The 15,845-nt window shown below is 65.2% G+C and carries 9 protein-coding genes; 1 reads left to right on the top strand and 8 read right to left on the bottom strand.

Annotation, left to right across the window (positions count from 1 at the left end):
* Window positions 1-40: 40 nt before the first annotated feature.
* Window positions 41-1,804 (bottom strand): SLC13 family permease, encoded by a 1,764-nt coding sequence (locus AAGT95_RS14575; protein ID WP_342594290.1) that lies wholly within the window; start codon window positions 1,802-1,804, stop codon window positions 41-43.
* Between the two features lie 226 nt (window positions 1,805-2,030).
* Window positions 2,031-3,242: an aminoglycoside phosphotransferase family protein gene (locus AAGT95_RS14570; RefSeq protein WP_342594289.1), complete on the bottom strand. Its 1,212-nt coding sequence runs from the start codon at window positions 3,240-3,242 to the stop codon at window positions 2,031-2,033.
* A 593-nt stretch (window positions 3,243-3,835) separates the two neighbouring features.
* Between AAGT95_RS14570 and AAGT95_RS14565 the strand changes: the two genes are divergently transcribed.
* The gene (locus AAGT95_RS14565) at window positions 3,836-8,404 is read left to right on the top strand and encodes a hypothetical protein (RefSeq protein ID WP_342594288.1); all 4,569 of its coding nucleotides are present in this window, start codon (window positions 3,836-3,838) and stop codon (window positions 8,402-8,404) included.
* 410 nt (window positions 8,405-8,814) lie between these two features.
* Here AAGT95_RS14565 and AAGT95_RS14560 read toward each other — a convergent pair whose 3' ends face one another.
* From AAGT95_RS14560 to bioF, 6 genes are all read right to left on the bottom strand, one after another.
* Entirely contained in the window at window positions 8,815-10,413 is a 1,599-nt protein-coding gene (locus tag AAGT95_RS14560; protein WP_342594287.1) for an isocitrate lyase, read from the bottom strand.
* Window positions 10,414-10,857: 444 nt separating this feature from the next.
* On the bottom strand, window positions 10,858-12,210 hold the full coding sequence (locus AAGT95_RS14555) for an adenosylmethionine--8-amino-7-oxononanoate transaminase (RefSeq protein WP_342594286.1): 1,353 nt from the start codon (window positions 12,208-12,210) through the stop codon (window positions 10,858-10,860).
* 62 nt (window positions 12,211-12,272) lie between these two features.
* On the bottom strand, window positions 12,273-12,974 hold the full coding sequence (gene bioD, locus AAGT95_RS14550; protein WP_342594285.1) for a dethiobiotin synthase: 702 nt from the start codon (window positions 12,972-12,974) through the stop codon (window positions 12,273-12,275).
* Between the two features lie 16 nt (window positions 12,975-12,990).
* Complete coding sequence (locus tag AAGT95_RS14545; protein WP_342594284.1) at window positions 12,991-13,833, bottom strand: methyltransferase domain-containing protein; 843 nt, start codon at window positions 13,831-13,833, stop codon at window positions 12,991-12,993.
* Window positions 13,830-14,582, bottom strand: coding sequence for an alpha/beta fold hydrolase (locus tag AAGT95_RS14540; protein ID WP_342594283.1), 753 nt, complete (start codon window positions 14,580-14,582; stop codon window positions 13,830-13,832). The genes AAGT95_RS14545 and AAGT95_RS14540 overlap by 4 nt, the downstream gene beginning before the upstream one ends.
* Entirely contained in the window at window positions 14,579-15,838 is a 1,260-nt protein-coding gene (gene bioF / locus AAGT95_RS14535) for an 8-amino-7-oxononanoate synthase (protein WP_425356027.1), read from the bottom strand. The genes AAGT95_RS14540 and bioF overlap by 4 nt, the downstream gene beginning before the upstream one ends.
* Window positions 15,839-15,845 lie beyond the last annotated feature (7 nt).

Here is a 15,845-nt window from a genome sequence, read left to right as displayed (position 1 = left end):
CCATCGGAGCATCTTCCAACATGATCCGTGATCGATAGCTCTAGAAAGGCCAAATCATCGGTATGAGCAGAATAGTGACAGCGCCAACGATCAAGCTCAATGGCACCCCCAGTTTGAGATAGTCGTGCATCCGGTATCCCCCCGGTCCCATCACCATCAGGTTGGTCTGGTAGCCCAGGGCGGTCATGAAGCTGGCCGAGGCGGCAATGGTGATGGCAATCACGAACGGCATGAAATCCACCCCCAGCTGCTGAGAGACCGCCAGCGCGATGGGAAACATCAGCACCGCGGCGGCGTTGTTGGTGATCATCTCGGTGAACAGCACCGTCATCAGGTAGATGAACGCCAGCGCCAGCCAGGGTGAGTCGATATGCCCGACGACCAGCTCGGCGATGGTCCGCGCCGCGCCGGATTGGGTCATCGCCGCGCCAAGGGAGAACGAGGCCGCGATCACGATCAGAACGGAAAGATCGATATAGCGCCGTGCCTTGCCCATGGTGAGGCAGCCGGTCATCAGCAATGCCCCGGCAGCGAGGAAGGCGGCTTCCAGGATCGAGATCAGGTTGGTAGCGCTGAGCACGACCATCACCCCCAGGATGCCCAGCGAGAGCGGCGCTTTCTGGAAATTGGGCGGCGTGGAGTCGTTGAGCTGGCTGACCAGCAGGAAATCCTTGCGGTAACGATACTGCTCGACGAACTCCTGCCCGGTCTCCAGCAGCAGGGTGTCGCCGACCTGGAGCTCGATGTCGCCGACCTTGCCGTTCAGGCGTCGACCATGGCGGGAGATCGACAGGATCACGGCCTGGAACCGCGAGCGAAACCGGGACTCCCGGACCGTCTGCCCGATGCCGGTAAAGTCCGGGCTCACCACCGCCTCGACCAGGCAGCGCCTGTGGTGGGCGACATCGAGCTTCTGGACGTTGCCGTTGGCGGGGCTCAGCCCTCGAATCTCGCGAAGCTCCCTGGCGCACTCCGGCGCGCCGATGAAGACCAGCGTGTCGCCGCCCAGCAGCTTGGTCTCGGGCGGAACTGCCGTCATCAGGTGGTCGTCGCGCTCGATATCCGCCAGATAGCCGAACTGGAGGTTGCGCAGCCCGGCATCGGCGATCGACTTGCCCACCAGCGGGCCGCCGGTCTCGACGGTGACCTCCACGCTGTACTCCCGGATCTGGTCCAGTTGGGCATTGGTGCCATCCCGCTGCGGCAGCAGCCATGTCGCGAAGGTCAGGATGAAGCCACCGCCGACGAGCAGGATCGGCAGGCCGATCCAGGTCAGCTCGAACATGCCGAGGGAGACGCCCAGTTGGCTCTGTAGCAGGCCATCGACCACCAGGTTGGTACTGGTGCCGATCAAGGTACAGGTACCACCAAGGATGGAGATGTAGCTGAGCGGCAGCAACAGCTTGGAAGGCGGCAGCCGTAAGCGATTGGACCAATCCTGAATGGCGGGTATGAACATCGCCACCACCGTGGTGTTGTTCATGAAGGCGCTGAGGACCGAGGCCGGCAGCATCACCCGCCACTGTGCCCGACGCAGCGTGGTCGGCTGTCCCAGCAGTTGCGCGGCGATCCACTTGATCGCGCCGGTCTCCTTCAGCGCCGCCGCCACCACGTAAAGCGCCGCGATGGTCATCACTCCGGTATTGGCGAAGCCGGCCAGCGCCTCCTGGGGCGTGAGCACCTTGGTAAAAATCAGAAACGCCATCGCCCCGACCAGAATGGCGTCCGGCGCAATCCGCGTAAAAACGAGCGTGGCCAGAACCGCCAACACTGTCGCAATGCTCAACCAGGCATCGATACCCATATCTTCCCCTGCCAAACGCCCGGCCCGCACTGATTTAAAGTTTAAAAATTAGCAAGTTAACGGAATACGATTAGTCCCTGCACCGCAAATTCCGTAGCCGACGCATTCTATGCCACTCACCAAGGCGGGCACCAGCCCGGCCTTCTCAGGAAAGGTAATGACACGGTTAACGAATGGGCGGCATGAGAAACCGCGAATCGAGGATCAGCGAGGCGCCAAGATCGGCTCACTGCCTCTGGGAAATGGCGCCGAATCCCGGGCGTTTTCGGCACCGTGACTCGGCGTACCGCTGGTGCAGATACCTGCTCTCTTCCGTGGCGTGGAAATCGGGGTGGCGCCGCGACAGCGCGAAATAGGTCATGACCAACCATCCCAAACGCAGCGCGTCCCGCCTGGGAGCCCCTTCGCGACCCTGCGCCTCCTCGATCCACGCTTCGGCAAGCCTGGGCGGCACGCTCAGCAGCAGGCGGGCGAGATCGCAGCCCACCGGCAGCATCCCGGCGTGATCCCAGTCGATGAAGATCGGGGCTCCGGTGGACTCCTGAATCAGCACGTTCTGAGGGTGAAGGTCACCGTGGGAGAAGACCCGCGGCAGTCGATAGACAACCAGCGCCATCTTCAGCAGCCGCTCGAGCTCCTGCCACCGGCGTCGTTTCAGTGCGGCGAGACAGACGTCCGTGATCATCCGGTTCAGCGCACGACGCCCCCGCCGGCCGAGATCACGGTCGGACCAGCCATCGGGACGTCCGATCTGCGCGAGCCACTCGAGCGAATCCAGCGTGTCGCGGAAGGCGGTCTCCCTGCCCTCGCGGTAGGCGACCAGCGGCTGCCCTTCGATGCGCTCCACCACCAGGCTGGCGGTTTCCCCATGATCGATGACCGCCTTCAGCGACGGCGCCGCGATACCGCCGGGCGCTAGCACCTGGCGGTAGAGCCGCTCCAGCCCGAGAGCGTAGGCGCGCGGTAGCTGGCAGTGGACGATATAGCGGGCATCCGCCGTTCGCACCTCCAGCGCGGAGAACTGCCCGGTCTGGCCCGGCAGCGGGCGGAACGCCCGAACGTCGAGATGGGGCCGCAGCGGCGCGATCCAGGGCCCCAGGACGGGGTGGCTCATACCGCTTTCGACGTCGATGAATCCATCGGCGGCGTCATCCGCCATCACTACGGCCAGGCCATCGTTGAGCAGTCGCCCGCTGTCGAGCGCGCTGACCCGAACCAGATCCCCGGGTTGCAGCGGTATCGGCGCGAGAAAACCGACGTCGCTCCGGGTGGTGATGCCCGCCTCCACCACATCGGGTCTCGGCTCCTGGCACAGCGCGCAATAGCGGGCCTCGCCGTTGATCGAGACCAGAACCGCGCGGGGCCCGGCCCGGCGGTCATCATCGACATGCCAGCCCCGGACAAACTGCTGACTCACTTCATCCACGAACCCCGGCATGACGCGCCTCGCCCCGTTGTTATTGCTCCCCGCTGTTATACCAATGTCCGGGATCGGGTTGCGTAACGTCTTACAACCGACGTGGAACGCTCCCATAACACAAGCCAACATTTTTTTGCGTTAGCCGTCTTACAGGCGCTGCTCGGCCATGGAGCATGAAGAAAGGAGAAAGGAGAAAGGAGAAAGGAGAGAGCCGAACCGATCAACGTGGGTGACTTCGACACTCTTCGTTTCCTGGAGTGTTGTCGACGCTAACGCCCCTTTGCCGATCACTCGTGTTACGTGGTCGTGACAACGACTGACGACTCTACGACAGGGTGACACGTCTTTTATCGAATCGACGCTGATACCGAGTGGATATTGAACGAGTATTCAAACAGTGTCTGAAAGATGCTCGCGCCGGTTCTACGGCTCAGACAACCGATGGCGTGGCCGGTCAGGTTTTGGCTCGGACATCCTTGCCACCCGCATGTACTACGACGGCGTTGTCCGGATCGCCAATCCTGGCGATTGGTTGCCGGTTTTCGCCTTGTCTGGCTAGCGCTCGTCGATTTTTCAGATAGCACTCAATAAAACAACGGGGAGAACTCTTCATGGCTCAGGAAATCACCCAAGACAGTGCTTCGCATCAGATACCGGATACCGGCGATGCCAGTGTCGACAGGCGCTCGACCGGGCAGTGGCAGTCGACGCTGTCGAAGAGCCTGAACCTGAGCCGAAAATCCACCTCCACCCGTGATGACGAACCTCAATCGGCGAAGCGCGCCGACGGCGACACCCAGGCGCCCAGGAATCTGAACGACTACAACCAGATCGTGACCATCGGCGATGACCTCATCCGCTACGAGACCAAGGGCGGCAAGAGCGTCGAGGTCGACCGGCACGCCACGCCGGCGCTGTTCGAGACGATCAAGCAGGATTTCAACCAGATCAATGGTCTCAACGAGAGCGGAGAGGATGGCTACGGCGTGTTGCCGCCGGATGCCGAGCCTCCCGGCAAGCTGAGCGACTACCGCTTCATCGGCCCGCCCGACGAAGTCGCCAACGGCATCATCCGCTACGAGATGCAGAACGGTGCCCGGGTCGTGGTCGCCGAGCGCGCCAACCCAGAGCTCTTCGCTGCGATCAAGAAGGATTACGAGAGTCTGATCGGCATCAACAAGAGCGAGGCGGATGGCTACGAGCGTCTCCGCGGCGACGCCACCCCACCGCCCTACTACAACACCGAAGTCGGCGCGCCCGGCGAAGTGGGGCCGGAGGTGATTCGCTACGAACACGACGGCGAGAAGTTCGTCGTCGCCCGCAGCGACAATCCGGCGCTCTACGACTACCTGAGCGAGCAGTACGCGACCCTGGGCGGGAATGCCGAGCATCAGGATGCCATCGAGGGTGCGGTCGAAGACGGCGCCATCGTCGCCGGCGCCGATACCGAGGCGCCCGACTTCAACGACTTCAAGCGCTTCCGTTGGCAGACCGATGCCCGGGACGACGTCATTCGCTTCACCACCCACGACGGCCGCGACGTGGTGGTCTCCAAGGCCCTGACGCCAGCCCTGTTCGAGACCGTCTCCGAGGCCCAGAAGACCTGGGACCGGATCCATGAACTCGAGGACGACGGCTACCAGCTGCGCTCCGCCGACGAGGATATCCCCGTGCTGGGCAAGGGCGACAGCGTCAAGAGTGCCACCGACGAGCACGGCGACGTCATCGAAGGACTCAAGCTGGTCGAGGTCGACGGCGAGAAGTTCGTCGTCTCCAAGGGGGTGACGCCGGAGCATTTCGAGGCCGCCTCCAGCTTCCAGCAGACCTCCAGCGAGGATGTCATCGACGATGTATTCGCCGATCACGACCTGCCCAGCTCGGAAGAGACCAACCTGATGGGTCAGGAGACCACCGTCGAGAATGACGATGGCGAGGCGAAGACGGTCACCGAACTCTACATGGAGAAGCTGGAGGAGAAGGCGGAAAACTCGGACAACGAGAACTTCAAGAAATATGCCCGGCTGCTCGAGCTCAAGTCTCAACTGGACGATGGCAGCTTCCAGTACCTGCCCTACATGACGGTCAATCACGGCGGCGACTGGACCTACTACGCCAGCGATACCCAGGGCATGGACCCGGCCGACCTGCGTGGCCTGATCCATGAGGAGAAGCTCGGTGAGGAACTCGCCAAGCTGCTCGGGGACGAAGAGATCGCCAAGTTCACCGACGAGGCGATGGCGGAGGCCCAGAGCAAGATCAAGGATCGCGACGGGCTCGCCGACAAGATCTACGACTCGTTGACCGGCGACAAGGGCGCGGACTATCTCGATGCCATCGAGGACCTGCGCGACAAGGGCTTCGGCGACGAGGCCGCCACCCGCCTGAACAATGACCTGAACACGCTGCAGGCGCTCGACCCCGAGCGCGCGGCCGAGGCGAGAGGCAGCATCACGGCGGCCAGCACCGCCAGAGGTCTCGAGGAGGAACTCGCCGACATCGACGCCGAATACGATGCTTCCCAGGACGGCGGAGAGATATCGCCGGAGAGTGAAGAGGCCGCGGAGCAGGTCGCCGCCGACATGGTGCCGACCGTCCTTACCGGTATTACCTACAGCACCTTCGGCATCCAGACCACCGATGGCGTCTGGAACGCGGTGAAGGATGCGCTCTCCGCCGACAAGACCGATCCCAAGGGCTCGGTACCGCCCAACCTGTCGGCGGACGAGAAGCTGCAGTTCACCAAGATCATGGCGATCGCCGCCGGCCTCAAGGAGGTGATCAAGACGGCGGCATTGAGCGGGAGCAACGTCGAGACGGCGCTGAAGGATTCGTCGCTCATGCGCGACGTCATGCAGAAGGTGAACGAGCAGTTCCGCAACATGACCACCAGCCGTGACGGTCAGCCGCCCATCGTCGAACTCAGCGACAGCCAGCGCGCCAACGTGCAGGGCTCGCTGAAATCCCAGTTCCGCAGCCTGATGAACTCGAACACGATGTTCGCGATCGGCGGCACCGCGGCGCTGGCCAACGCCATCTACCGCCGCTCGGGCGACGACTTCGGCGACACCTGGCAGGAGCGGATGACCGTCGCGCGCGGCATGCTGGTATTCATCGGCACCACGCCCTTCGCGCTCAAGGGCATCACCGATGCGGTGGGCCCGAAACTCGACGAAGGCAGCCGGCTGACCAAGCTGTTCGGCACCACCGATATCACCCAGGCGCTCGGTCTCGACAAGGAGATGGGCGACGTCCTGCGCGAGCGCTTCCCCGACACCTTCAATGGCGACAAGGCGCCCTCCCTCAACCCGGGCGAGCAGGCGCGGGGCAAGCTGGATGACATCCGCGGCAAGCTCGAATCCTTCGATACCCTTCTCGATCAGAAGGATGCCCCCGACTTCGAGCAGAAGGCCCAGGGCCTGGTCGACGATATCCAGGGCCAGCTCGACGAAGTCGACCGCCTCGTCAAGGCGTCCGACTCGCTCAGCGACGACGAGAAGAAGGAGATCCAGCAGCGCCTGGACACGATCGAAGACCGGCTCGACAAGGTCGAGATGAAGAAGGAGGGTCTGGCGCCCCAGAATGCGGAGGAGCTCAGGGGCCTGGTCGACGAGCTGTTCGAGGAGATCCAGCCTTTCGCTTCTTCGGCGACGCCGTCGGAGCAGCGCTTCGCCCAGATCGATGACTTCGACCGGGCGGTGGCGGAGTACCGCGAGCTGCTGGATGCCGACGGCAAGGGCAAGGGCAAGATGCCGGAACAGGCGCCGGCACTGTTCGACGAGATCATGGAGAAGCACCGAGCGATTCGCTCGTCGATCGAGTCCGACCCCACGCTCTCCGATGCCGATCGCGCTCAGCAGCTCGAGCGGCTGGACGATATCGCCAGCCGTCTGGACGATGTCCGCCCGACGGATGGCGGCACCCTGCCCAGCGGCGCCGGCGACGCGCTGGACGACCTCGACAACCTCAGCGACGACCTGCACCAGCGTTTCGACCCCGCCAACGGCGAATCGTCGAAATCCGCCATGCAGCCCTTCAACCAGGCGCTGGATAGCGAAGCCGAGGTGGTCACCAACGGTGATCGCGCCACCGGTGGTACGTCGCCCGACAGCCCTGGAGGCAGCGATGGCACCAGTGGCAATGGCGATGTCGGCAGCAAGAAGAAGGCGCTCATCGGCCCGGCGCTCAAGGGCCTGGCCTACATGACCGACTTCGCCGGCGGTATTCTCGATACCGTCGTCGCGGGCGTCGGGCTGAACCAGCTGATCAAGAACGGTGGCACCCCGATGGAGTTCGCCGCCAGCTCGACCGGCGTGGTCTCCGGCTCGTTCTTCACCATCGGTGGCGCCGCCGAAATCGGGGCGTCGCTGCAGACCGCGTCCCGGGTGCTCTCCGGGCTGGGCGCCGGCCTGCGCGCGGCCGGCCCCATCGGCAACCTGATCGGCCTGGGCGTCGGCTTTGCCAGCCTGATCCTCAATGCCGTGATGGCGCAGAAGAAAGGCGCCGAGACCGAGGGCAAGATCCGCGAACAGTTCGAGCAGTTCGCCGAAGATGGCGTGACGGAGGATGACTGGGGCGAGAAGTTCAACTACCTGATCAACTCCAGCTACGGCTTCAAGGAGATGATGCACGCCGGTGACGACGACAAGGAGCCCGACCCGCTGTTCAAGGAGTGGTTCCCCGAGGACATGGCGGCGTGGGAGGCGCAGCCGGAGCAGTACGAGAAGTTCACCCAGGAAATCCGGGAGAACGGCAATGTCGATGACTTCTTCTTCGACTTCGACCAGGACCAGATGCAGCTCAACATCCACGGCCAGGCGTTCTACCAGGAGCACAAGGAGGCCATCGACACCATTCTGTTCAACTGGGACGAGGGCGATGGCGGTAACGACTGGACCGGCGGCGACGATATCGTCAGCAGGTCGGATCTCGAGAAGATCGCCGATCCGGAAAACGGCCACTCCAAGAAGGAGCAGGACGCCGCACAGTTCCTGCTCGACAACGAGGACTTCTTCGCCCTGCTGGACACGCTGCACAAGCAGGATGGCTCGGACGACAAGATCAGCAGCGCCGACATCGACTCCTGGATGCAGTTGATCGGCGAGCGCGCGATCACCGACGACAACCCGGCCTTCGCCGAGGAGGACAGCATCTGGGACAACCCGGCGTCGTATAAGCTGTAGGCCGCGAGCTGCGGGCTACGAGCTGCGAGCTGCGGGCTACGAACTTCGGGCCATGGGCTGCGGGCTGCGAGCTACGAGCTGCGAACTTCGGGCCATGAGCTACGGGCTGCGAGCTACGAGCTACGAACTTCGAGCCATGAGCTACGGGCTGCGAGCTACGAGCTACGAGCTACGAACTTCGGGCCATGAGCTGCGGGCTACGAACTTCGGGCCATGAGCTACGAGCTTCGAGCCATGAGCTGGGAGCTGGGAGCTGGGAGCTGGGAGCTGGGAACTTCGGGCCATGAGCTACGGGCTGCGAGCTGCGGACTATGAGCCACGAGTAGCGGGCTGCGGGCGATAAAAAGCGGGCCATGTCTCGATTCGAGACATGGCCCGCCGTCGTTGCAGGTTGGATGTAAAGACGAGGCTCAGCCGAACTGGTTCATGGTGTTGAGCCCGCCACCGGCCTTGAGTGCGGCGGCACCGGAGAAGTACTCCTTGTGGTCGTCGCCGAGGTTGGAACCGGCCATGTCCTGATGCTTGACCGAGGCCAGGCCTCGACGGATCTCCCGGCGCTGGACGCCAGCGACGTAGGCCAACATCCCGGCCTCGCCGAAGTAACCCTCGGCCAGCTCGTCGGTGGAGAGCGCCGCCGTGTGGTAGGTCGGCAAGGTGATCAGGTGGTGGAAGACGCCGGCTTCACGGGCCGCATCGCGCTGGAACGCCTGGATCCGGCGATCCGCCTCCTGTGCCAGCTCGGAGTCGTCGTAGGCCGCGCTCATCAGTTGGCCGCGTTCGATGCCGGAGAGCGACCGCCCTTCCCGTTCCCAGTCGTCGAAGACTTGCTGACGGAAGTTGAGCGTCCAGTTGAATGACGGCGAATTGTTATAGACCAGCTTGGCATTCGGCACGACCTGGCGGATGCGGTCGACCATGCCGGCGATCTGGCCGACATGGGGCTTTTCGGTCTCGATCCACAGCAGGTCGGCGCCGTTCTGCAGGGCGTTGATGCAGTCCAGCACGACGCGATCCTCGCCGGTATCGGAACGGAACCGGTAGAGTCCGTTGGCGAGACGCAGTGGCTTGCGCAGGTCGCCGTCGAGCTTGATCACCGTATCGCCCTCGTTGACATCGTCTGCCGAGCAGATCGGCACGGTGCAGAGGAAGCTGTTGTACTGGTGGGCGAGATCCCCCGGCTCCTTGCTGACCGGCAGCTTCTGGGTCAGGCCGGCGCCCAGCGAGTCGGTCCGGGCGACGATCACGCCCTCCTCCACCCCGAGCTCCAGGAACGCATGGCGAACCGCGTTGATCTTGGCGACGAAGTCCTCGTGGGGGACGGTGACCTTGCCATCCTGGTGTCCACACTGCTTGGCATCCGACACCTGGTTTTCGAGCTGGATGCAGCAGGCACCGGCTTCGATCATCTTCTTCGCCAGCAGATAGGTCGCCTCCTCGTTGCCGAAGCCGGCATCGATGTCGGCAATGATCGGCACGACATGGGTCTCGAAGTTATCGATCCTCTCCACGATGCCTCGCGCCATCACCTCGTTGCCCTGCTTCCTGGCGCTGTCCAGTTCCCGGAAAAGCAGCGTCAGTTCCCTGGCGTCCGCCTGGCGAAGAAAGGTGTAGAGCTCTTCGATCAAGGCCGGAACGGCCGTCTTCTCATGCATCGACTGGTCGGGAAGCGGGCCGAATTCCGAACGCATGGCGGCGATCATCCAGCCGGACAGGTAGAGATACCGGCCCTGCGTCGTACCGTGGTGTTTCTTGATGGCGATCATCTTCTGCTGACCGACGAAGCCGTGCCAGCATCCCAGCGATTGGGTGTAGCGGGAAGGGTCTCGGTCGTAGGCCGCCATGTCGCGGCGCATCACGGCGGCGGTGTAGCGGGCGATGTCGAGACCGGTACGGAAGCGGTTCTGGGCCCGCATCCGTGCCACGTTTTCGGGATCGATGTTGTTCCAGCGGCCGTTCTGTTCCAGACGCAATCGCTCGAGTGAATCGATATCGCTCTGATAGATGGACATGACACTCTCCACACAGGAATGGGAATACTCTCCTGGAGCCGGTTTCTTCTCCTGTCATTTTCAACGACCAAAAACGGCCGTTTTAATTCTGACATTGGAAAGAAAAAGCCCCATCGGCGAACTCACTATGTGAGAAACGATGCCATGCCAACAATCCGTACTTAGCCGCCATCAGGGTAAGGCTTCTACCAAAAATGGCGCTTATGGATGAATCCTGTAGTCATGTATGACGTATGATGCGAGTCACTCCAGCGCAGGGAAATCATTCGCCGGAAAACCGCTGACGTCCTGCCAGATTTCAAACGGCTTCCAAAACCTCTGCGGTTTCATCACCTTGGAGGCGCCGCGACGCCGTGGCCCCGGCCACGGGGTGGCTGCCGGACGCCGTGGTGCCGGCCAACGGACCTGCGACTTTCGTCGACAGGTAGCTAGCCGGGTTTCAAATTATTTATCCGCGGTAGCCAGTTCCAGCCCTTCGTGGGTGACCTCCGCCACCAGGGCCAGCTCCTCCGGCGAGATCGTGTAGGGCGGCATCCAGTAGATGACGTTGCCCAGAGGTCGCAGCATCACGCCGCGCGAGAGCGCGTGCTCGTAGACGCGCAGGCCGCGACGCTCGCGGAAGTCGTAAGGCGTGAGGCTGGCCTTGTCCGCGACCATCTCGATCGCCACCACCATGCCGGTCTGGCGAACGTCGCCGACGTGGGGATGGTCACGCAGCGGTTCGGCCAGCCGCCCCATCGCCTCGGCCTTGCCCCGGTTGGTGGCGATCACATCGTCCTGCTCGAAGATATCCAGCGTCGCCAGCGCGGCGGCGCAGGCCAGCGGGTTGCCGGTATAGCTGTGGGAGTGCAGGAATGCCTTGAGCGTCGAGTAGTCGTCGTAGAAGGCGGCGTAGACCTCATCGGTGGTCATCACCACCGACAGCGGCAGGTAGCCGCCGGTGAGCGCCTTGGAGAGACACAGGAAGTCGGGGCGAACGCCGGCCTGCTCGCTGGCGAACAGTGTCCCGGTGCGGCCGAAGCCGACGGCGATCTCGTCGAAGATCAACTGCACGCCGTGGCGGTCGCAGGCCTCGCGCAGCCAGGCGAGATATTCCGGCGGGTACATGCGCATGCCGCCGGCGCACTGAATCAGCGGTTCGACGATGACCGCCGCCAGCTCGTGGGCGTGGCGCGCCAGTGCCGCTTCCATGTGCGCGAAGGCGTCCCGCGCCTGGTCGACCCACTGGTCTCGCGGCAGGCCGAAGCCGTCCGGCGCCGGCACCTTGATCACATCCAGCAGCAGCGATGCGTAGGTTTCGGTGTAGAGCGCCACGTCTCCCACCGAGAGCGCACCCAGCGTCTCGCCGTGGTAGCCGTTGGTGATGGTCAGAAAACGCCGCTTCTCCGGCCGCCCGACATTGCGCCAGTAGTGGTAGCTCATCTTGAGCGCGATCTCGACGGCGGAAGAGCCGTTGTCGGCGTAGAAGCAGTGGCCGAGTCCGGCGGGCGCCAGTCGGCCGAGTCTCTCCGAGAGCTCGATCACCGGCTGATGGGTGAAGCCGGAGAGGATCACGTGCTCGAGCTCGTCGAGCTGCCGCTTGATCCGGTCGTTGATCCGGTCGTTGGCATGTCCGAACACGTTGACCCACCAGGAGCTGACGATATCGAGATAGCGCTTGCCCTCGAAATCCTCCAGCCATACCCCCTTGCCGCGCCGGATCGGCACGACGGGTAGCGTCTCGTGGTCCTTCATCTGCGTGCAGGGGTGCCAGAGGCTGGCCAGGTCCCGCTGCATCCAGTCGCTATTGCGGTTCATGTGTCGTCTCTTGCGGTGTGAAGTCCTGCCGGGGTTCGCCGTTGCCACTTAGCCGAGGACGTTCAGGCGGGGTCGTTCAGCAGCGGCTCGAGGTCGAGAAAGTCGGCGGCGGTCTCGGCATCCGGGGAAGCGAGCCACGGCACTACGCCCAGGCAGGGGACGCCGCCCTGCCCGCCGAGCCAGTGCGTCAGCGCCTCGAGGTTCTCCTCCAGGCGCGGGGTATCGGGTTCGAGCGTGTTGGCGACCCAGCCGGCGACGCGCACCCCGTCGCGCCGGATCGCTTCCAGCGTCAGGCGGGCATGGTTGATCGCACCCAGGCGCACGCCCACCACCAGCACCACGGGGATTTGCAGCGCCACCGCCAGTTCCGGGATCGACTCGCGCTCGTTGAGCGGGACGCGCCAGCCACCCGCTCCTTCGATCAGGGTGAGATCGGCGCCGCGTTCCAGCAGCGTTCGCATCGGCGCGGCCAGCCGTGGGATGTCGAGCGCGACGCCGGCTTCGTGGGCGGCGATATGGGGCGCGATGGCGGGCTCGAAGGCGAAGGGGTTGACCGCCTCGTACGGTAGCGCCGGGTGGCACTGGGCCTGAATGGCCAGCGCATCGGCGTTGCGCCACCCTTGCGGGGCGCGCTCGCAGCCGGAGGCGACCGGCTTGCCGCCCGCGACGGTCAACCCCCGGCGCCTGGCGGCGGCCATCAATCCCGTGGTGATCACGGTCTTGCCGGCGTCGGTATCGGTGCCGGTGACGAAGTAGGCGTGCATATCTCGATCCTGGGGGCTAACGGCGTTGCATCAGCACGGTGGCGACGCGGTAGCGGGTGGGAATCCCGGCCGGCTCCCGCCAGCGCTCCAGCGCCTGGGCCAGCCGGTCGAAGCGGCGGCGGCCGAACAGGCCACCAGCGGCCCCCGCGGACGCCGCGGACGCCGCGGACGCCGTCATCGTGTTGGCGCCGATCCGCTTCAGCGCACGCATCGTCTCCGCCGGCGTGGCGTGGTGGGTTCGGCGCGTGGTCATGGTCACTTCGGCCGATTGCCAGCCGGGAGCCCGCAGCGTCTCGACCAGCCTGGCTTCCGCCAGGAACTCATTGACGTGGGTCTCGCCATCGACCTGCTGCCACGCCCATTGCAGCTCCTCCAGCGTGCCCTCGCACAAGGTGGTGAAGCCGAGCCAGCCACCGGGCGCCACCACCCGAGCGGCCTCGCCCAGAAACGCCTCGAGCGAATCGCACCACTGCACCGCCAGGCTCGACACCATCAGATCGGCGCTGCCATCGGCCAGCGGCATCGACTCCGCACAGCCGGTCACCCAGTGGATCGAACGCCCGGCATGGCGTCGACGGGCCTGATCCAGCATGCCGGGGGCGATGTCCAGCCCGATGGCAAGCCCACCGTGGCGCTCGGCCAGGCGCGACACCAGATAGCCGGTACCGCAGCCGATATCGACCAGCGCGCGGCAGGAGTCCGGTTGCGGCAGCCGCGCCAGCAGGTCGTCGGCGACGGCCTGCTGCAACTGGGCGGCGCCGTCATAACCGGGCGCGGCCCGGGAGAAGGCGTCGGCGATCCGCTGCCGGCGGCTCTCCCCGGCGGCAGCCAGGCGGCGTGAAGACGTCGTCGCGGTCATGGGCCGGCCTCGTCGGCGTCGGCGGCGAGGATGAAGGTTGCCATCCGCTCCGCGGTCTCCTCGGCGTATTCCAGCGGAAAGGCGTGGCCGGCATCCGCGATCGATGCCGTGCGTCCACCCCGGGGCAGGCGCGCGGCAATGGCGTGGCGCGCGGCCGCCGGCACCAGGGCATCGTCTTCCCCGAACAGATGTAGCTGCGGGATCTTCAGCGTCGGCGGGACCTCACGCAGATCGAGGGAGGACAACACCCCCAATCCGGCCAGGGCCTGATCGAGTGGCGTTGTCTCCAGCGCCGCCAGCAACTCTCGCCCCAGCCGACGAGTGTCCCGGCCGCCCTGAGCGCTCAACCGGGCGAATCGCCTGAAGGTCCGGGTGGGTGATGCCCGCAGGCCGTGCCGGAAATCTTCCAGCGCTTCCCCGGTCATCGCCTGCGGCCAGCCTGATCGGGTAACGAAGCTGGCGTTGGCGGCCAGCGCAATCAGACCCCGCGCCCGACGACCGCGCCACTGTGCCAGCGCGGTGGCCAGCATCCCGCCCAGGGACCAGCCCGCCAGCCAGGCGTCCTGTGGCAGCGCATGGTCGAGCGCCGCCACCCAGCTCTCGGGCCGGTGACTGGTCAAGCCGGGATACTCGATGCACTCGACCCGATAGCTCGGGGGCAGCCGCCGACGCAGGGCATCGGCCAACGGCGCCAGCGGTGCCGAACCGAGCGCCCAGCCGGGCAGGAGCAAGAGGGTCTGCGCGCTCATACCGACCGGCCTGTGCGGGATAGCCGGCGAGCGGCCTCGAACAGCCCGCTCAGCAGCCGGTCGAGATCGTCATGCGTATGGACCGCCGAAAGCGTGAAGCGCAACCGCGAGGTACCCTCCGGCACCGTGGGGGGACGGATCGCGCTGCACCAGAGCCCGGCCTCCTGCAGCGCTGCCGTCAGTGCCAGCGCCGCGGCCTCGTTGCCACCACGCTCGCCCGGCGCCCGGCGCCAGCTCGGCCCGACCACCAAGGGCTGGATCGGCGTCTCCGACGGCATCAGGTGTAGATCGAATTCGCTCAGGCTGGAGACTTCATGACGGAAGCGTCGGACCAGAGAGGAGAGATGAGCACGGCGTTCCGGCTCGTCGCGGACGATATCCAGGCTGGTCAGCGTTGCCCACGCCAGCGCCGGCGAGAGACTGGTGGTGTAGATGTAGGGGCGGGAGAACTGGATCAGCGCCTCGATCAGCGCCTCGCTGCCGGCGACGAACGCCCCTTGGGTGCCGAGCGCCTTGCCCAGCGTACCGACGGTGGCCGCGATCCGTTCCGGCGCGATCCCCTGCGCCTGGCGCGTCCCGCCGCCCTCTTCGCCCAGCACGCCCAGCCCGTGGGCGTCGTCGATCATCAACCACGCCCGCTGGCGCTCGCACTGCGCCACCAGTGGGTCCAGGTCGGCGACGTCACCGTCCATGCTGAACACGCCATCGCTGACGACCAGGGCGCGCCGCTGGCCGGCCAGCGACGCCAGCCGTTCAGCGCAATCGTCGGCGCTGCGGTGGGCGAAGCGCTCCAGCCGGGCGCCGGCCAGCCGTGTCGCGTCCAGCAGCGACGCGTGGTTGAGGCGGTCGTGGAGTGCCACGTCCCCGCGCCCCAGCAGCGTGGAGATGACGCCGAGGTTGGCCTGATAGCCGCTGGAGAAGAGCAGCGCCCGCGGATAACCGGTCAACCGGGCCAGGCGCCGTTCCAGCCGTTCATGGGCCTCGCCATGGCCGCAGACCAGGTGCGACGCGCCGCCGCCGGTGCCGAAGCGCCGGGCCCCTTTCGCCAGCGCCTCGGCCAGACGTGGATCCCCCGCCAGCCCGAGGTAGTCGTTGCTGCAGAAGGCCAGCATCTCGCGTCCCTGGCGTTGAAAACGTGGTCCGATGCCGCTCGTCGTCGCCCGCTGGCGATAACGCTGGTTTTGCCGCTGGCGCGCCAGCCGCGCCGTCAGCACACTATCCAGCGAATCGTCCCGCGCTTCGCGCGTTGTCTCCACGACCTCG

This window comes from Salinicola lusitanus (assembly GCF_038648475.1).
Lineage (GTDB): Bacteria > Pseudomonadota > Gammaproteobacteria > Pseudomonadales > Halomonadaceae > Salinicola > Salinicola lusitanus.
The sequence above is the reverse complement of the archived record's forward strand: the minus strand, read 5'-3'. Positions and strand labels throughout refer to the sequence as shown.